Raw genomic sequence first — 18,092 nt, forward strand, 5'->3', positions numbered from 1 at the left:
CCAGCCATGAGAGACGTTTTTACCTGAGCAGCCTTGCAGGTAGACCTGAACAGATCTTGGCAGCGGTTCGTCAGCACTGGGAGGTGGAAAACAAGCTGCACTGGATGTTGGATGTGGTGTTTGGGGAAGATGATCACCGTTATGCGAAGGATCATGGGCCAGAAAATCTAGCGGTGTTGCGGCACATGGCGTTGAATCTGCTGAATCGCGAACCGTCCAAAGGGGGAATGAAGCGCAAGAGGAAACGAGCTGCGTTGAGTGATGAGTTTCGCTCCACCCTCCTGATGCTTCTCCTTCAGCCTTAACGTGCGTCACCCCTGCGTCTCGGCTCTCGGCTCTCGGCTCTCGGCCTTCCCCCTCTGCTAAAATAAAAACTTGTGTTAGACCTGTGCCATGACTCGTTTTACCGGTTCGTGAAAGTCGAAGACCCAGCCCTGCTGGTCTCTGAACTCACCGAACTGTGCACCCAATTGCACCTGCTGGGCAGCATCCTGATTGCCGAAGAAGGCATCAACGGCATGCTGGCCGGAGAACGCTCAAACCTTGAAGCTTTCTGGGATGTGCTTCATCAGGATGCCCGTTTTGCCACCTTGCAACCCAAGCGCACACAGGCCAGCCACATGCCTTTCAAGCGCCTGAAAATCCGCCAGAAACCAGAGATTGTTCCTCTGGGCATGCCCGAGGTGGATGCCGTTTCCAAAACAGGTGTTCAGGTGCCGCCCACCGAATGGCTGAACCTGATCCAGCAAGAGGATGTGGTGTTGCTGGACAACCGCAACGACTTTGAAGCCCGGATTGGCACTTTTGAAGGGGCCATCAACCCCGGCGTCAAAAAATTCCGTGATTTTGCCAAATACGTGCTGGACCACCAGAAAGAGTGGGAAGGCAAACGCATCGCCATGTTCTGCACGGGTGGCATCCGTTGTGAGAAAGCCAGTGCATGGATGCTGGACCTCGGGATGGAGGTCTACCAGCTTGAAGGGGGCATCATGAATTACTTCCTGAATCCCCCAGAGGAAACCGGATGGGTCGGAGAGTGCTTCGTTTTCGATGAGCGGGTGACGCTGGATCCGGCTTTGCAGGAAGGTGACCTCACCTTCAAAGATGTGAACGAGCAGTTTGGTGATGGGGTCAAAGAAACCACTTTCTGATGGGTGCTGGTATGAAAAATCCCCCATCCGGGGGATTTCTTGTTGGTTCTTATCGAAATTACAGGTCTTTGGCCAGCCATTTCACCACGTTGCGGGCGAGGTTGGCATTCGAGAGGTTCACCCAGTTGTTGTACTGCCCGGTGCTGCCATTGGACAGGGTGTTGTCTGCGAAAGTGCTGGAATCGCCCCATGCCACCACGCGTCCAGAGCCGTATCCGCTGGTGGCGAGGTAGGTTTTGCCGTTGGCCCCCATCAGGCTCTGGCCCGAGGTCACGTCCACACTGGTGCCCACATACACACCTGCGCTGTTCACGTTGTCTGTGGTGCTTGATGTGCTGCCCTGAATGATCGGGTGGGTGGTGGTCAGGGGGGTGGCGGTGTACACCGGATCGCTGTAACTGCTGTTGAAGCTGAACTTCAATTTGAACTGGTACTGGCTGTCGAGGCTCCATTTGTAGGTGCTGGACACCGAGGATGGGGTGCTGCCATCCCAGCCATTGAAAACCTCTGGAGAATCCCAGCCGTTGCTGTTGCGGTCGCTGATGCGGTGGTCGGCAATCATGAACAGACCCATTCCGCTGTTCATGGCGCTCAGAATGGCGTCCCTTTCGGTCAGGGAAAAGGGGTTTTGAGGCTCTGGGACCACCAGAACACTTGCACCTGCCAGAGTGCTGCTGTTCACAGAGGTGATGGTCCGAACGGTGTACCCGAGGCTCCTCAGGCTGTCTGCCCAGTTGCTGTAAGCCCCGTCAATGCGCCAGTCGGCATTTCCAGCGTCTTCGGCTTTGGACAGGTCGAACAGGACCACCTTGCTGGCCTGAGGGTTCACCTCTGGGGTTTCGGTCACGTTGGAAGGCTGGGAACAGGCGGTGACCAGCAAAGCCAGTCCGATCAGGAAGTGCTTTTTCTGCATGTTGTACCTCGTTTAAAGATGTACTGTGATCATGTCATGAATCTGTAAGAATTTAAAGGATTTTGATGTGTATAAGGGATTTCACGGGTGTTTGAAGGGAATCACCTGAGAAATTTTTGGGTGTACCATTCCCGGGCAAAGGCATAATAATCCATGCCAAACTCCAGAGTCGCCAACTGGTGTTGCTTGATCCGTTCAAGGTGTTCAGGAACCGGAATGTGACGGGTTTGGTCGTGCAAAATTTTCAGCATTTGGGTTTGCTGCTCCAGATGTTCGCAGTAACGTGCAATCAGGGGTTGCACCTTTTCTAGAGGCAGGTGGCCCAGAAAAAACAGCTTCAGCAAGCTGTTGTCTTTGACTTTTTCCAGTTCGATGTCTTGTTGCAGCCAGTCCATGAAATGCTGCCTGCCTGCTTCCGTCAGGGTGTAGCGCTTTCGATTGCGTCCAGAGACGGTTTCCTCCTGACTTTCAATCAAACCCTGTTTTTCAAGGCGTTGCACAGTGGGATGCAGGCTTCCAAAGCTGGCACTGCTGAAATGCTCGGTGGATTTCTCCATGCCTTTTTTGATGTCGTAAAGGGTCATGCTGCGGTGCATCAGAAAGCCCAGCACAATGTGTTCAATCATGGCTTCTCCTCGGGCGGAAGAACACCTCATGGACCTCAGGATCGTTCAAAAGAGATTGTTGCAATGCCACAGGGTCATGGGGGTCATTCAGCCTTTGCAGAAAGGTTAACACAGCGGTGTTCAGCCAGCGTTCCATTTTCAGACCATCCACCTTTCCCAGCATGGGTGTGAAGCGCAACGCCTGCACATGATTGAGATCTGTGAAGTTGTAGTGTGCCGTATTGGGAAATTCAAGCACATGGCTTCCAGCAGAACTGTGCTGGAACAGGGGATCCAGTGTGCGTGCCAGAGACAGGTCCCGACCTTTCATGGTGTTGTGGGTGGACAGCAGATTGAGGCTGGGCACTTGCATCTCTGTCCACGTTTGATCCCGCTGAATGAAAGGTGCATCCAGATTGATGATGCCCCGAATTCCTGCACTGGGATGTTGTGCAAAATGCTGGGTCACCACACCTCCCAGAGAGTGTCCCATCAGCACCACCTGTTGGGCATTCGCATGTGAAAGGATCCCCTGTGGGTGTGTCTGAAGGGCGTCCAGCACCCCTTGGGTGTCCTGAATCCAGCGGTCGATGCGGTCCTTCAGTTGCAAGAAAGGTGCAATCTGTGCCAGTTGCTGGCTGACTTGCAGATAGGACGGGAAATCTCTGGCTGTGCGTTGTTGCTCCAGAAGGTTGGCATGGTGGTCCAGAAAAACGTTCAGGTCTTTCTGTGCTTCCATGACGGCCAGATGGTCTGGGCTCTGGGAGTTCAGCAAAATGGGTTGGCCCTGTGCCCCTCTGGACACCAGAGAATCACCAGGATGCCCGATGGAAATCACCAGATACCCATGGCTGGCCAGCTCCTGAAAGTTGGAAAAGTTCTGACGTGTGAACGAAGCAAAGCCGTGGTTGAACACCACCACAGGGTGCTGTCCTTCCAGAACAGGTGCATTCCTGAAGCTGTAAGAAGGGGTGATGGTTCCCAGCACAGCCGGAAGGTTCATGGATTTTGCAATTTCCCGGTTGAGCAGGGCGGTGGTGTAGGGTTCTGCTGCATGCCCTTCGGTGGTTCTTGCAGGGTACCAGATGTCCAGAGCGAGGACTCTGGAGGATGCTCCTCCGGTGGTCTGGAGTTCTGTTTCTGTGAATCCCACTCCATAAGGGCCGGAGGGTTTGGGAATGGGCAGGTCACGTGTCAGGACCGCCAGTCCAGCTCCCAGCAGGGCCATCACACCCACAGTCAAGAGGCTCCACTTCAGCCAGCGTTTTTTGGAAGATGCCACATTTGACACATTCATGGTTGCTCCTATATATCTAAAAGAAATATATCTTATAGATATATTGAGGTCAAGATGGTGTTCGTTGCTCATTGTTTTCATAATCATGTTGTAGAATATGAGACATACAGGAGATCCCATGCGCAAACGCAAATACACCTTTGGAGTCTTCATCGGACGCTTTGAGCCCCCCCACAACGCCCACCTGCAAGTGATGCTGGAAGGTCTGGAAGCAGCAGACAAGCTGATTGTGGTGATCGGCAGTGCCAGAGCGGCCCGCAACACCAAAAACCCTTTCACTGCAGAAGAACGTCAGGAGATGATCCTGCAATCCCTGCTGGACGCCGGGGCCAACAAGAACAAAATCCTGTTCACCAACGTCCGGGATTACTTCTACAACGAAAACATGTGGCTCGCAGATGTGCAGGCCGGGGTGCTCAACCTCACCAGAGGCAACACCGACATTGCCCTCTTGGGACACGAAAAAGACGAAAGCAGCTACTACCTGCGTTCCTTCCCCGAGTGGGCCTTCATTCCCACCCGCGTCAAATCCCCCCTCAATTCCACCGATCTGCGCAAGATCTACTTCGAAGAGGGGGTCAGCGAAAACCTCAAAGCCAACGTGCCCGGTGCGGTGTCCCGCTTCTTGACCGAATTCCAGAAAACCGAGGACTACCAGAACCTCAAAGGGGAGCATCAGGACATCAAAGCCTACAAGGAACTCTGGAAAGTTGCCCCGTTCCCACCCACCTTCGTCACCACCGATGCTGTGGTGGTCAAAAGCGGACACGTGCTCCTGATTCGCCGTGCAGCCAACCCTGGCAAAGGCAAACTCGCCATGCCCGGAGGATTTCTGGAGATCGACGAAAAACTGATCACCAGTTGCATCCGCGAACTCCGCGAAGAAACCGGCATCCAGATCGACAACATCGAAACCTACCTCAAAGACCAGAGGGTTTTCGATTACCCCACCCGTTCCCTCAGGGGCCGCACCATCACCCACGCTTTTCACTTTGATCTGGGCATCGGACAACTGCCCAAAGTGCAGGGCCTCGATGATGCTTCAGAGGCGCTCTGGGTCCCCATTTCCGATGTGTTCGCCCATCCAGAGTGGTTTTTTGAAGACCACTACATCATCATTGAGCATTTTCTGTTGAAGAATTGAGGGAGGCTTCGCCTCGCCGAGGGCCAAGGGCCGAGGGCAAAAGAAAGCTTTGGCTAAAGCATTTCGGGCGAGGCATGCCTCGCCCCTACAGAGTGTTGTTCGAGCTTTCTTCTTGGGCGTAGCACACTACGCCCCTACAGTTTTCCTTGACCGATCCAGCCACGAATTCCATGATGCTCTCGGCCCTCGGCTTCAGGGCGACGCACGCGTAGCCCCTACAACGACAAGCCCTCGGCCTAAATGCATGCCTAAACATCCGGGTCTTCTGTCCTACAGCATTCACACGTTTTGATTCACCCTGATAAAGGAGGTACATATGGGAAACGCACGAGGCGTGCTCTATGGACTGGCTTTTGGAGATGCTTACGGGTATCCCACCGAATTTCTCAAAGTTCCCGAGATCCTGAAACTTTATCCTCCTGACGGCCCGCAGGATCTGAAAAGCATCACCGTTTCAGACGACACCCAGATGGCTCTGGCAGTTTCGCGCGCATTGGTGCAAACAGAGCGTTTTGATGTGGCCACGCTGGAGCCCATTTTGCGCAAAGAATTCATTGAATGGTCCAACTCCGAAGAGAACACTCGGGCACCTGGCATGACCTGCATGCGGGCCTGTGAAAAGCTTGAACAGGGCTTGCCCTGGATCAAAGCCACCGAGATGGGGTCCAAGGGATGTGGGGCGAACATGCGGGTGGCTCCGGTGGGCCTCCTCAACCTGCCCATCGAAACCCGAGCTGGACTCGCCCAGTTTCAGGCAGCCCTGACCCACGGGCACCCCACCGCTCTGGCTGCCAGCGATGCCACCGCGCAAGCCGTGTACTTCCTGATGCACGGCATTGCCCCAGAGCGCTTGCTGCAAACGTTGCTGGACTACGCCGAGGCCCAGCTGGGCATGTACCATCAGGACTGGCTGGGAGACCTCTGGGAAGAGTCCCAGCACCCTGCCGCCGCTTATTTCATTGCCAGAGGCTGGCGTGAAACCATGGATGCCCTCTTGCGGGTCAAAGAGGCCCTGAAAAACCCCGATTTTGACACCGATCCCTGCTTGCTCACGGGTCCCGGCTGGATTGCTGAAGAGGCTCTGGCAACAGGGCTGTACTGCTTCTTGCTGCATCCAGAGAACCCCAGAGAGGCCCTCAAACGGGCTGCAGTGTCCAGCGGAGACAGCGACTCGATTGCCTGCCTGACCGGAAGTTTCCTCGGGGCGTATCTGGGGGATGGGGGTTTCCCATCAGACTGGTTCGAGCGCATCGAATACCGTGCAGAGTTGGAGCGTCTGGCCCGTGCTTTGCCCCTGAAGCATGAGGTGTTGGTTTAGAGCAATCAGCCGTCAGCCATCAGCAAAAAAACATGGTGGTGCAAGTTTACAGTTCACAGTAGACAGTGAAAAGCGAGATCAAGGCGAGTTTGATCTCGCTGTTTTTTTCAGAGTCCATACTCTTCTCCTTCATCGCCCACAATGCGGGCATCCAGAGCAGTGGCCAGTGCTTGAGCGACCCTCAGGTCTTCTTCCAAATTGCGGGGTTGAAAAGAAATTTTTCCTCTCACCAGTGCAAACACCAGTCCATGGCATTGAACCATCAGAAGGTCTGGCAAAGTCAGCAGTTCTGCTGTTTTGGGATTGTGAAGCTGAGGTTTCATGGGCTGAAACTCTGGATGCTGGGCCAGAAAGTCAAGAAAATCCTCCTGCAAGATTGCAGCATTTTTGCCTGTGATGTGCAGGGTGTAAGCCATACTTTGCTCTACAGAATAACCTTTTTGACAAAATCTCACCAAACTCATAATAGAAAATTGGATTATGAGAACAAGAAAGAAGTGTTCCTCAACAAGGAGATCCACCATGAACTTTGACAACATCATCATTGACACCGATTCCTACAAAGCCAGCCACTACCTTCAGTACCCTCCCAAAACCCAGTACATCCACTCCTATCTGGAGTCCAGAGGCGGAAAATACCCCTACACCCGTTTCTTCGGTTTGCAGTACCTGATCAAGCGTTACCTGACCACCCCTGTCACCCGTGAAATGGTGGAGGAGGCCAGAGAAATCTTCGAATCCCACGGCGAACCTTTCAATTACGCGGGCTGGATGCACATTGTGGAGGCCCACGGGGGCAAACTGCCTCTGGAAGTGCGTGCTGTGCCAGAGGGAACCGTGGTGCCCACCCACAACATCCTGATGGGCGTGGTCAACACCGACCCCGAGTGCTACTGGCTGGTCAGCTGGTTTGAAACCCTGCTGATGCGCGTCTGGTACCCCACCACGGTGGCTACCCAGTCCTACTACCTCAAACAAATCATCCGGGAAGCCCTCGAAAAAAGCAGCGACGATCCCGAATCCGAAATTGCCTTCAAACTCCACGACTTTGGTTCCAGAGGGGTCAGCAGTCAGGAAAGCGCAGGCATTGGGGGTCTGGCCCACCTCACCAACTTCATGGGCACCGACACCGTGGCCGCCCTGATGTTTGGCCGCAAGTTTTACAACACCCCCATGCCCGGTTTCAGCATCCCTGCTGCCGAACACTCCAGCATCACCAGTTGGGGCAAAGAGCACGAGGTGGACGCCTACCGCAACATGCTGGTGCAGTTTGCCAAACCCGGCAAAACCGTGGCCATCGTCAGCGACTCTTACGACCTGAAGAAAGCCATCAACGAGCACTGGGGCACCACCCTGCGCGATGAAATTCTGGAAAGCGGAGCCACCGTGGTGATCCGTCCTGACTCAGGTGATCCTGCCGCCATGGTGCGCATGACCGTGCGGGCTCTGGACGCCAAGTTCGGGCACACCATCAACAGCAAAGGATTCAAGGTGCTGAATGCCGTGCGGGTCATTCAGGGAGACGGCATCAACGAAGACAGCATCCGCGAAATTCTGGCTGTTCTCCTCGGAGAGGGATACAGCGCCACCAACGTGGCTTTCGGGATGGGTGGGGCTTTGCTGCAAATGGTCAACCGTGACACCCAGAAATTTGCCTACAAAGCCAGCGCAGGCATCATCGACGGCAAATACCAGCCGATTTACAAAGACCCCGTCACCGATCCCGGCAAACGCTCGAAAGACGGCATCCTTGATCTGGTGAAACGCAACGGCAAATTTGAAACCCTGCAAGGCAAAGAATTTGGCAAGTACAGCGAAGACAGCCTGCTCAGGGTGGTGTACCGCAATGGTGAACTGCTCATTGATGAGGCTCTGCAAGACATCCGCGCCAGATAAGATCCATCAGGGCATCTCAACCACATTCTCTGTAAGGGGATGTGGTTTTACTTTTTCTGGAAGGGTTTGGATTTCAGAACCAGAGGGTCAAACACGATGCTTTGGGACAGGGTGCGCATATGTTGGCGCACTCGGGTGAGGGGATGGTCTGGAAATTGAGCATCGTGGATTTCTTCATCGGCAAAGTTGTACATGGCGGTTTCATCGAAAGCGGGATCGTAGGGATCCCTGTTCCAGCCGATGATTTTGCCTGTTTCGAGGTTTCCTGTGAATTGTTTGTTGACCATCATGACCATGGCTTCCCGCAGCCCTGTGGGAGACCTTTCAATGCACTCAAAACGGATCACATGGCTGAAATCTGCTCTGGGAATCAGGCATGACCCTGCATACATGAAGCCACGAATCTGTTCAATTCGCACTTTGATGATGATTTGAAGTGCTGAGATGTTTTGAATGTTGACCAGATCCAGAGACACCAGTCCCCCTTCCCCTGCAGGAATTTTGCTGCGGAAATCGTTGCGCAGGATGTGCAGGTTTTCAGGAATCAGATTTGCAGCCAGATCAGGAACAACATTGAAAAAATTCAAAGACCGTGCATCTCCCTGAGCATTGCTCCAGACTTTCTGCCCCGGCTTTTCGATCCTCAAGGTCCAGAGGTCTTCAGGCAAAGAAATGCTTTCCAAGCGTACATTCTGAGTCGGTTTTTTGGATGTGTTCCAGAACCACATGACCTGATTTTATCAAGCCGGTTTGCGGTCCTGAGCACTCCTGACCATGCGGGTCACCAGAGTTCTGGGCAGGAAACGCGGGGCCTGCGCGGTCAGGTAGTTGGACACCCCATGAATGGCCACAGGTTCACCTTTTTTCATGGCTGCAAAACCAAATTCGGCCACTTCCAGAGAGGTGGGCAGTTTCTTGCCCTGCACGATTTTGGAGTCCTGCATGGCGGCTCTGGATTGGAAGCCACTGGCAAAAGGGCCGGGGCAGAGGGTGGTTACGGTGACTCCGGTGCCTTCCAATTCGTTGGAGAGGGCTTCGCCAAAAGACAGCACAAAAGCTTTGCTGGCGTAGTAAACCGCCATCAAGGGACCGGGCAAAAAAGCTGCCGTCGAGGCGACATTCAGCACCCGACCTTTGCCTCGCTTGACCATCTCTGGGGTGAACAGGCCGGTCAGTTCCACCAGAGTGCGCATGTTCAGGTCCATCATGTTGAGCTGTTCATGCAAGGGAAGGTCCAGAAATTTGCCGTAGGAAGCAAACCCGGCATTGTTGACCAGCACATCCACCTGCAAGCCTTTTTGTTGCAGGGTGTTCCAGAGTTCCTGCCCTGCTCCGATTCTGGAGAGGTCCTGAGCGATGGTTTCCACTTTGATGCCGTGTTTTCTGGAAAGCTCCTGTGCAATGTTTTGCAGTTTTGAGGTGCTGCGGGCCACCAGAATCAAGTTGTGCCCGTCCTGCGCCAGCAATTGTGCAAAGTCGAAGCCCAGTCCGCCAGAGGCTCCGGTGATCAGTGCAGTGGGTTTGAGGCTGTTCATGGTTTGCTCCTTTGCCAGAGGGGGTGCTCTGGGTGTGTGAATGGTTTTTGAGGATGCTGCCAGCTTAACTGACCGATGGTCATATAATAAATGACTGTTGGTCAGTTGTCAACTTGGATTTCGATCTGGTGTGCCAGTGGCGTAAGCAAAGATACGGATTCAAGCTGCCAGAGGAGGTTTTACTCTGGACCTTGGAGGCATGATGAACCGCATTTTGTTTTATCGAACACAGGAAGAACACGGGTACATGAGCAATTTCAGTGCCCACCGGATCTTTTTAAAAGGAAAAAGCTGGCGCACGACAGAGCACTACTTTCAGGCCCAGAAATTTGCAGGCACCGAACACGAAGAAAAAATTCGACTGATCGAAAGCCCCATGAAAGCCGCTGAAGCCGGACGGGACCGCAAAAAGCCCCTCCGCAAAGATTGGGAAGAGGTCAAAGAACAGATCATGCTGGAGGCCTTGCGTGCCAAGTTCACCCAGCATGACGACCTGAAAGCTGCCTTGCTTGCCACTGGAGACGCCGAACTCATTGAACACACCGCCAACGACTTTTACTGGGCCGATGGGGGAGACGGCTCTGGAAAAAACCGCCTCGGGATCCTGCTCATGCAGGTCAGGCAGGAGTTGAAAGAAACCCATGCGTAAACATCTGACCCTTCTTGTTGTCACTTTGCTGGGCGCTGCACATGCCCAATCCCTGCTGGAGAATTACCATCCTTTTCCCAAGGCCAGCCGAATTCCAGTGGAAACCTGCCAGAGAAGCCAACCCACCGAACTCCAAACGGTCCTTTCTTGCTCCAGGGTCAAAGTGACCCAGAACCTGCAAAATCCAGAGGACTTTGACCTTTCCCCAGAGGTGCTGCTGGACCTGCCCAGAGGCATTCAGCTTTCAGTACAGATGGACCTGATCCCTCACTTTCTGGGTGAGGCTTATCAAACCGACCTGAATGGTGACAACCGCACCGATGTGATCGTGACCCTGCTGTGGGGCGGCAATGGTCTGGGATCGGAACGCTCGGTGGTGGTTTTTGCCATCTCAGATGGAGAGACTTACCAGCTTTCAGCCATCGATTCTTTGAGCTTCAACCCATCTGCCTTGATTCGCAGAAATGGGCAGAATCAGATCCTGCACACGGCCTTTGTGAACACAAAGAGCATCGATGGCAAGAACCACAGTTTCTTTGTGTACAACATCCTCAAGATAGAAAACGGCCTGTTGAAACTGGACCCTGCGCAAGAAAAGGTCTGGATTCAATACAAATACCGTCCCAACTCCATCCCTACGAAGCTGTTGACCCCATGGCAAAAGCAGCAAGGCTGGACGGAGTACCTGAAATGGACCTCTGAAGACCGCATGACCCAGGGCATTTTCCGCAAAGTGCAATAACGCCTTGAAGAAGTTGTCTCTGGAAATGGCTTTTTGAAAAGGGAGGGTTCAGACGAATCCTCTCTTTTCACTGATCAACGCAGGTCAACGCAGGAAAACACGCCATTCCATCAAGGACCAGAGGAAGGCAGGCTTTTCCGCTCTGGTCCTGCTTTCTGTTTTGAATTGAACCGGGTATAATTCATCCAAATGTCAAAACTGGTGCTGCGTGTCCTGCTGGGACTGGGCGTGGTGATTGCTGCTCTGGCTGGAGTGGTGTACGCCCTGACTTACCATCCGAAAGAACGGCAAGAGGAAACCGTTTCCTGCTCTCCCGAGGCCAAACCCCTCAAGGCTGGACAGAAATTCAAGGTGCTGAACTGGAACATCCAGTATCTGGCAGGCAAAGGTTATGTGTTCTTTTATGACCTGCTGGACGGCAGTGGCCCGGATGTCCGCCCTTCAAAAGAAGCCATCGCCCAGACCCTCGACGAAGTGGTGCGGGTCATCAAAGCCGAAAATCCCGATGTGGTGCTGCTGCAAGAAGTGGATGTGGGGGCCAAGCGCACCGATTTTCAGGACCAACAGCAACTCCTTGCAGAGCGTCTGAATTATCCGTGTGTTGCCAGCAGTTACTACTGGAAAGCCGCTTTTGTGCCCCATCCCAAAATCATGGGTGCCGTGGGCATGAAAGTGGTGACCTTCTCCAGACACCAGATGTCGGAGGCTGTCCGTCACCAGTTGCCCCTGATTCCCGCCGATCCGGTCACACAGGCGTTCAATTTCAGACGGGCCATTCTGGAAGTGGTGCTTCCTGTGGAAGGGGGCGAACCCATCCACATCATGAACACCCATTTGGACGCTTTTGCACAGGGCACCGATGCCATGGAGAAACAGGTCCTGAAAACCAGAGCGGTGCTTCAGGGTGCTGGCGACCGTGTTTTGATTGGTGGAGACTTCAATTTGCTTCCCGATCAGGCATCCCGTGACCGACTGCCTCCAGAGCATCAGGCCTATTACAACCCACAAACCGAGCTGAAGCAGATTCTGGAAATCTACAGCAGCATGCCTTCTTTGCAAGAAGCGGCAGCCCGTCCAGAGCAGTGGTTTACCCATTATCCCAACGATCCTCTGGCGAAAGGCCCGGACCGCACCATCGATTATTTCTTTTACGGCAAAGGATTGAAGGTGCTGGACCACCGCATCAGGAACGAAGACACCCTGAAGATTTCGGACCATCTGCCTCTGGTGGCGGAATTTCAGGTGCAGTAAGTTTAGGGCTTCTGAATGATGTAAGCCGTTCCTCCAGAGTGCTCCACCCACAGCTTTTCTAGAGTGGCTCTCTGGTAAGTGCGCCGAACCTGTGTGTTGTCTTTTCCTGCTGGGTCGTTGACCACCACATTGCCGCTTTTGTCAAAACCCACCACCACCATCAGGTGACCTGCAGATTGGGGCAAAGGTGCATTGGGCAACTCGCCTTTCTTCCATCCCACACTGATGATCACTGGAACCCCCTGAGCAATCCAATTCTCTGCCTCTCCGAGGTGTTCCAGACGGGTCACATAAGCATTGAGGCCATACTGCCCAGCCAGAGCGGTGTTGAACACCCAGTTTCCACTGCCGTCATAAACAGGATCAAAGGTTTTGCGGGCAGCCTCGGGCACCGTCAGGTCCAGACCGTAATACTTCATGACCATGCTGGTGCTGGTGGGACTGCACCACGCTTCTCCACCGTTGGGATAAATCATCTGGGAGCGCACAGGCACATCCAGCACTTTGCCCCATACCGTTTTGTTGGGGGTGTAAGCAGGCATCTTGGAAGCAGAGGAGGTCATCACCGTGACGTTCCGCAGCTCTGGGGTCAGGTTGGAGGCACTCGACTGCAGGGTCACCCGGTACTGGTACTTGCTGCCTTTTGCTGAAAGCTTGAGGGTGTCGGTCAGGACCCGGGCATCTGCATCCTTCTGCCCATTCACACTTTTCCTCACCCGGTCATCTTCAGACCAGATGCCAAGGGTGTAATACCTGCTCCAGTGTCCCTGCGTGAAAACCCTTGCTTCCAGCGTGATCTGGCTGCCCACAGGTGCCCGACCATTCCACGAGAGGATCAGGGTGTCAAACTCTGGCACGGTGATCTCGGCAGACTCCAGAGTCCCGTTCATGGCTTTTCCAGAGAGTTTCAAGACAGGGCTGGCCTGAACTTGCTTCAGGGTGCTGCTCTGGAAGCTCTGGGGGGTGAAGGTGTTTAAGGTGGTTTTGGCGTGTGCAGTCATGAGGGTCAGCAACAGAAACAAAGGCAGGGTTTTCAGGTTCATGGTCCTGCGCTGAGTGTAAGGGAAGGGGAGGGGGTTTTGGTAAGAAGGCCGAGGGCACAGGGCCAATGTAGGGGCGAGGCATGCCTCGCCCTTGGCAGAAAGCAGAAGGCAAAAAAGCTTTGGCTGAAGCGATGAAGGGCGCAGCACTGCGCCCCTACAGATCCCCTCGACCATTTTTTATACGTATCACACGATGCTCTCGGCTCTATGCTCTCGACCCTCGGCAGGGCGCAGCCCTAACCTTCAAAGCAATTCAGCAATCGCCCCATCCACATACCACACCGGATTTTCCACCTGTTCGATGGGGTGCTTGCCGCTGTGGTTTTTGACTTCCAGCAGCACTTCTTTTTTGTTGCTTCCGGTGGCAAGAATGTGGATGTTCCTGGAACGGTTGATTTCTTCAAACGTGAAGGTGATGCGCCAGGTGTTCAGTTTGGGCACGAAATTGGCCACCACCCGACCAGAGCTGTGCAGGGCTTCGGTGTCTGGGAACAGGCTGGCGGTGTGGCCATCGTCGCCCATTCCGAGGTAGCAGAGGTCCAGACGCTCAGGCAGCACAGCTGCATAACGGCTGGCAGCTTCCTGAGGATCCAGTTCGCCTTCCATGCGAAAGACGTGCTCTGGAGCAATGCCCACCACATCAAAGAAGTGGTCCTTGGCGGTTTTGTGGTTGCTGTCTTTGTGGTCTGCTGGCACGGTGCGTTCATCGCTGAAGTAGAAACGCACTCTGGACCAGTCCAGACGGGTCTGGGACAGGGCTTTATAAAGGTGCACCGGTGTGCTCCCTCCAGAGAGGGCCACGGTGAACACGCCCCTTTCGGAAACGGCTTGCTGGTACAGTTCAACAAAAGTCCGGGCAGCGTCTTGCCCGAGTTCTTGTGGGGTGCTGGAAACACGGTATTGCATGCTTGCTCCTTGAAAATCCTCCCCCATTGGGGGAGGAAAGCGACAGCGAGGAGGGGTAAAATTCCCCAATGGGGGAGGAAAGCGACAGTGAGGAGGGGATGGGGGAGGTTCAGTAAGCCTTGGCGTTCCTCAAGGACTCCTCAAACACACTGGGATCTTCCTGACCGTCCAGCACGTAACCCAGCAGGGCAGCAATGGAACGGGTGGGCTGGTGCAGGGTGTTGTGGTGGGTGCCGGAAGACAGGCTGATGTTCACATCCACGCAGTCGGTGTTCAGGGCCCGGGCGCTCAGGGTGGCACTGTCTGCTTTGATGTCAAAGCCCAGAATTTCCCCGTTGCCCCGTCCATCGGCAGGCTCTGGATGCAGGGTGATCTTAGAAAGGTCCTGCCAGCCCAGCCTGGAGGCAAACCACCCGAGATAAAGGCGGGCAATCACATCTCTGCGGCGACCTTCGGCGTAGTACACGTCCAGTTTTTCGATTTTGTTCAGCAGGGCGGCGGCCTCTGGAGCTTCGAAAAGCTGGGCGGTGATTTCACGCCAACTGAGGGTTCTGGCCCAGTTCAGGTCGGTCAGGTCGTAACGGGCATCCTGAGACAGGTTGAGGGTCACGGTGTCTGCAATCACCAGATCGGCCAGTTCTGCCAGTTCGTTCAACAGTTCGGCGTTGGGGTTGCGGTAGGTGCCCCACCAGACGTAGGTTTGCACGCCGGGTTGCAAAAGGGGCAGGATGGCCCCGGTCAGGTGCTCCTCGTGGCCGTACATCACCAGACGTTCGATGTAGCGGCCCATCTGGTCAAACAGGCTGACCTCGACGCGCACCCCTTCCTGATTGGGGTCAATGATGCCCACGATCTGCCGTTTGGCATGCCGGGCGTTCAGTTCAGAAAGGGCGGTCAGCACATTGTCCTGCAAGTCCAGTTCGGTGATGACCACGATGTTTCCGGTGTGGGTGCGGAATTCCTGATTGGTTTGCGCCCAGAGTTTCTCCAGCGCTTTCGGTGCCTGTCTGACATCGGTGGTTACAGGACCGTACATGGGTTACCTCACAGTCTCCGCCAGCGGCGGTTGGGACCAATCAGTTGGTCGGCAGCGTCTGGTCCCCAGGTTCCGGCTTTGTAGTTGGGGAACTCTGGGGCAGGGGCTTTCCAGGCTTCCAGAATGCCGTCCACCAGTTGCCAGGCCAACTCCACTTCGTCTTCGCGGGGGAACAGGGTGGCATCGCCAAGCATGCTGTCCAGCAGGAGGCGGCCATAAGGGGTGGTGGTCAGCTGTCCGAAGGCGTCGTATTTGAAATCCATCACCACTTCGCGCAGGTAGTTGTCCTGACCGGGCACTTTGGAGTTGAATTTCAGGCTCATGCCTTCATCGGGCTGGATGCGGATCGCCAGCACATTGCGCTCTGCCTTGTTGGGGAAGATGTCTGAGGGGGGATTTTTGAACACCACAGCAATCTCGGTGACTTTCTTGGGCAGGCGTTTGGCGGTGCGCAGGAAGAAAGGAACTCCCTGCCAGCGCCAGTTGTTCACTTCCAGCTTCAGGGCCACGTAGGTGGGCGTGACGGACTCTGGATGGACCCCTTTTTCTTCGCGGTAACCTGCGACATTTTCGCCGTACAGGGTGCCTTTGCCGTACTGGCCACGCACGGCAAATTCGGCCACGCGCTCTTTGGGAATGGGGGTGATGCTTTTCAGCACCTTCACTTTTTCGTCACGGATGGCGTTGGCATCAAAGTTGGCGGGGGGTTCCATCGCCACCAGAGAGAACATCTGCATCAGGTGGTTTTGCAGCATGTCGCGCATGATTCCGGCTTCTTCGTAGTAAGCCCCGCGCCCTTCCATCCCGAGGTCCTCAGAAGCGGTGATCTGGATGTGCTCGATGTACTGGCGGTTCCAGAGGGGCTCGAAGATCACGTTGCCAAAACGCATGGCCATCAGGTTCTGCACGGTCTCTTTGCCGAGGTAGTGGTCGATGCGGTAAATCTGGTGCTCTTCCCAGGTCTTGTGGATGTGGGCGTTCAGGGCACGGGCGCTTTCGAGGTCCACACCGAAAGGCTTTTCGATCACCAGACGGCGCCAGAAGCTGCTTCCTTCTTCTTGCAGACCCTGCTCTCCCAGCAGTTCAGCGATGGGGGCAAACACACTGGGAGGGGTGGCAAGGTAAAACACCACGTTGCCACCGGTGTCCCGTTGGCGGGCCACCTCGTCCAGCTTTTCCTTCAGCTTTCTGAAGGTTTCACTCTGGTCGAAAGGGCCACCCACAAAGAACAGGCCTTCTTCAAAGCCGTCCCAGGTTTGCTGGTCAAACTCGCCGGTTTCTTTGCTGGTTTTCACGCTGTCTTCGGCGAATTCACGGAAGCCCTCATCGGACCAGTCGCGGCGACCCACGCCCACAATGGAGAAGTTGGGGTTCAGTTCGCCTTCCATGGCCAGACGGTACAGGGCAGGAAGCAGTTTGCGCTGGGTCAAATCGCCCACACCGAAAATCACCAGCACGCAGGCGTCGGGGGTTCTGCGTCTGCGCATGCCTTCACGAAATGGATTACTCATCACTCACCTTTTTCACTGCGTGCCCGCCAAAGGCATTGCGCATTGCAGACAGCACTTTTCCAGCGTAAGACTGGTCTTGCTGGCTGCGCAGGCGCATCTGCACGCTGAGGGTGATCACTGGTGCCGGAACACCTTCCTGAATGGAATCGATCACCGTCCAGCGGCCCTCTCCCGAGTCGGAAACATAATCAGAGAGGTCTTTCAGCTCGGGGTCGTTCTTGAGGTATTCGGCGGTGAGGTCCAGAAGCCAGCTTCTCACCACGCTGCCATGCCTCCACAGTTCTGTGATGTTGGCGATGTTCAGCCCGAATTCTTCTTTGGCGCGCATCAGTTCGAGACCTTCGGCGTAGGCTTGCATCATGCCGTACTCAATGCCGTTGTGGACCATTTTGACAAAATGCCCCGAGCCTGTCGGTCCGACGTGTAGCCAACCTTTGGGATTGGGTGCCAGAGCGGCAAAAATCGGGCTGACATGCACCACGGGTTCGGTGTCTCCGCCGATCATCAGGCAGTACCCTTCTTCCAGACCCCAGATCCCTCCAGAGGTTCCGGCATCCAGAAAGAACAGCCCTTTCTCCCTGAAGGTTTCGCCGCGTTTGATGCTGTCCTGGTAGTTGGAGTTGCCCCCATCAATCACAATGTCATTTTCAGAAAGCCTGTCCAGCAAGCCCGCCAGTGTGCTTTCGGTGGGTTTGCCGTGGGGCACCATCACCCAGACCACTTTGCGCTCTGGGAGGGCTGCAATCAGGTCGTCCAGAGAGGTGACCACCTCTGCGCCCTGTTCTGCAGCTTTCTGACGGTTTTCTTCGCTCAAGTCAAATCCTACAATTTCGTGTCCAGCACGAATGAGGCGGGTGGCCATGTTTCCGCCCATTTTCCCCAAACCAATCAAACCCATTTTCATGACATTGATGATAAACCCTGAGGGTCAAAAAGCAATGTGCGAATTTCGTATTTGTGTATATGAAACACTTTAGAGGCCGAGGGCTGAGAGCCAAGGGCCGAGGGCTCTAAAAGCTCTGGCAAAAGCTTTGAGCAGGACCCATCCTCTTGATCTGTCCAATCACGAAGTGCATGATGCTCTCGCTCTCGGCT

At 54.7% G+C, this 18,092-nt stretch carries 19 protein-coding genes; 8 read left to right on the forward strand and 11 right to left on the reverse strand.

Annotated elements, in window-relative coordinates; genetic code table 11:
- Both Q371_RS12480 and trhO read left to right on the forward strand, forming a co-directional pair.
- Window positions 1–305, forward strand: a 305-nt coding sequence (locus Q371_RS12480; protein WP_034341117.1) for an ISAs1 family transposase, incomplete at its 5' end; no start/stop codon positions are given.
- Between the two features lie 72 nt (window positions 306–377).
- Window positions 378–1,151 carry an oxygen-dependent tRNA uridine(34) hydroxylase TrhO gene (trhO, locus tag Q371_RS12485; RefSeq protein WP_084571408.1) on the forward strand — a complete coding sequence of 258 codons (774 nt, stop codon included), beginning with the start codon at window positions 378–380 and terminating at the stop codon, window positions 1,149–1,151.
- Window positions 1,152–1,209: 58 nt separating this feature from the next.
- Here the strand turns inward: trhO and Q371_RS12490 are convergent, their stop codons facing one another.
- The 3 genes from Q371_RS12490 to Q371_RS12500 form a co-directional block, all read right to left on the reverse strand.
- On the reverse strand, window positions 1,210–2,064 hold the full coding sequence (locus Q371_RS12490) for a DUF4350 domain-containing protein (RefSeq protein WP_051964227.1): 855 nt from the start codon (window positions 2,062–2,064) through the stop codon (window positions 1,210–1,212).
- 101 nt (window positions 2,065–2,165) lie between these two features.
- Window positions 2,166–2,690: a PadR family transcriptional regulator gene (locus tag Q371_RS25740; RefSeq protein ID WP_051964229.1), complete on the reverse strand. Its 525-nt coding sequence runs from the start codon at window positions 2,688–2,690 to the stop codon at window positions 2,166–2,168.
- Complete coding sequence (locus Q371_RS12500; RefSeq protein ID WP_034341120.1) at window positions 2,683–3,966, reverse strand: alpha/beta fold hydrolase; 1,284 nt, start codon at window positions 3,964–3,966, stop codon at window positions 2,683–2,685. The genes Q371_RS25740 and Q371_RS12500 overlap by 8 nt, the downstream gene beginning before the upstream one ends.
- A 118-nt stretch (window positions 3,967–4,084) precedes the next feature.
- Here Q371_RS12500 and Q371_RS12505 point away from each other — a divergent pair, with 118 nt between their 5' ends.
- Window positions 4,085–5,110: a bifunctional nicotinamide-nucleotide adenylyltransferase/Nudix hydroxylase gene (locus Q371_RS12505; protein WP_051964232.1), complete on the forward strand. Its 1,026-nt coding sequence runs from the start codon at window positions 4,085–4,087 to the stop codon at window positions 5,108–5,110.
- 316 nt (window positions 5,111–5,426) lie between these two features.
- On the forward strand, window positions 5,427–6,428 hold the full coding sequence (locus Q371_RS12510; protein WP_034341126.1) for an ADP-ribosylglycohydrolase family protein: 1,002 nt from the start codon (window positions 5,427–5,429) through the stop codon (window positions 6,426–6,428).
- Between the two features lie 107 nt (window positions 6,429–6,535).
- Here Q371_RS12510 and Q371_RS12515 read toward each other — a convergent pair whose 3' ends face one another.
- Window positions 6,536–6,844 (reverse strand): hypothetical protein, encoded by a 309-nt coding sequence (locus tag Q371_RS12515; protein ID WP_034341129.1) that lies wholly within the window; start codon window positions 6,842–6,844, stop codon window positions 6,536–6,538.
- Window positions 6,845–6,950: 106 nt separating this feature from the next.
- On the opposite strand from Q371_RS12515, the gene Q371_RS12520 reads away from it, so the two are divergent.
- Window positions 6,951–8,324 (forward strand): nicotinate phosphoribosyltransferase, encoded by a 1,374-nt coding sequence (locus Q371_RS12520; protein WP_034341132.1) that lies wholly within the window; start codon window positions 6,951–6,953, stop codon window positions 8,322–8,324.
- Window positions 8,325–8,371: 47 nt separating this feature from the next.
- On the opposite strand, the gene Q371_RS12525 is transcribed toward Q371_RS12520, so the two are convergent.
- On the reverse strand, window positions 8,372–9,007 hold the full coding sequence (locus Q371_RS12525; protein WP_157442690.1) for a hypothetical protein: 636 nt from the start codon (window positions 9,005–9,007) through the stop codon (window positions 8,372–8,374).
- Between the two features lie 57 nt (window positions 9,008–9,064).
- A complete protein-coding gene (locus tag Q371_RS12530) occupies window positions 9,065–9,859 on the reverse strand; it encodes an SDR family NAD(P)-dependent oxidoreductase (protein WP_034341136.1) in 795 nt (264 codons plus the stop codon).
- A gap of 199 nt (window positions 9,860–10,058) precedes the next feature.
- Here Q371_RS12530 and Q371_RS12535 point away from each other — a divergent pair, with 199 nt between their 5' ends.
- The 3 genes from Q371_RS12535 (at window position 10,059) to Q371_RS12545 (ending at window position 12,501) form a co-directional block, all read left to right on the forward strand.
- On the forward strand, window positions 10,059–10,508 hold the full coding sequence (locus tag Q371_RS12535; protein ID WP_245618327.1) for a riboflavin biosynthesis intermediates N-glycosidase: 450 nt from the start codon (window positions 10,059–10,061) through the stop codon (window positions 10,506–10,508).
- The gene (locus Q371_RS12540) at window positions 10,501–11,250 is read left to right on the forward strand and encodes a hypothetical protein (RefSeq protein ID WP_034341138.1); all 750 of its coding nucleotides are present in this window, start codon (window positions 10,501–10,503) and stop codon (window positions 11,248–11,250) included. Before Q371_RS12535 ends, Q371_RS12540 begins: the two co-directional genes overlap by 8 nt.
- A 189-nt stretch (window positions 11,251–11,439) precedes the next feature.
- Window positions 11,440–12,501, forward strand: coding sequence for an endonuclease/exonuclease/phosphatase family protein (locus Q371_RS12545; RefSeq protein WP_034341139.1), 1,062 nt, complete (start codon window positions 11,440–11,442; stop codon window positions 12,499–12,501).
- Between the two features lie 2 nt (window positions 12,502–12,503).
- Here the strand turns inward: Q371_RS12545 and Q371_RS12550 are convergent, their stop codons facing one another.
- The 5 genes from Q371_RS12550 to gnd all read right to left on the reverse strand — a co-directional run bounded on the left by Q371_RS12550 (window position 12,504) and on the right by gnd (window position 17,901).
- Window positions 12,504–13,544: a peptidase C39 family protein gene (locus Q371_RS12550; protein WP_034341142.1), complete on the reverse strand. Its 1,041-nt coding sequence runs from the start codon at window positions 13,542–13,544 to the stop codon at window positions 12,504–12,506.
- A gap of 243 nt (window positions 13,545–13,787) precedes the next feature.
- Window positions 13,788–14,450 carry a 6-phosphogluconolactonase gene (gene pgl / locus Q371_RS12555; protein ID WP_034341144.1) on the reverse strand — a complete coding sequence of 221 codons (663 nt, stop codon included), beginning with the start codon at window positions 14,448–14,450 and terminating at the stop codon, window positions 13,788–13,790.
- Window positions 14,451–14,559: 109 nt separating this feature from the next.
- Entirely contained in the window at window positions 14,560–15,486 is a 927-nt protein-coding gene (locus tag Q371_RS12560; RefSeq protein WP_034341146.1) for a glucose-6-phosphate dehydrogenase assembly protein OpcA, read from the reverse strand.
- An 8-nt stretch (window positions 15,487–15,494) separates the two neighbouring features.
- Complete coding sequence (zwf, locus tag Q371_RS12565) at window positions 15,495–16,997, reverse strand: glucose-6-phosphate dehydrogenase (RefSeq protein ID WP_051964234.1); 1,503 nt, start codon at window positions 16,995–16,997, stop codon at window positions 15,495–15,497.
- On the reverse strand, window positions 16,990–17,901 hold the full coding sequence (gene gnd, locus Q371_RS12570) for a phosphogluconate dehydrogenase (NAD(+)-dependent, decarboxylating) (protein WP_084571410.1): 912 nt from the start codon (window positions 17,899–17,901) through the stop codon (window positions 16,990–16,992). Before gnd ends, zwf begins: the two co-directional genes overlap by 8 nt.
- Between the last annotated feature and the right edge of the window lie 191 nt (window positions 17,902–18,092).

The organism is Deinococcus misasensis DSM 22328 (assembly GCF_000745915.1).
In the GTDB taxonomy this organism is placed as follows: Bacteria; Deinococcota; Deinococci; order Deinococcales; family Deinococcaceae; genus Deinococcus_C; species Deinococcus_C misasensis.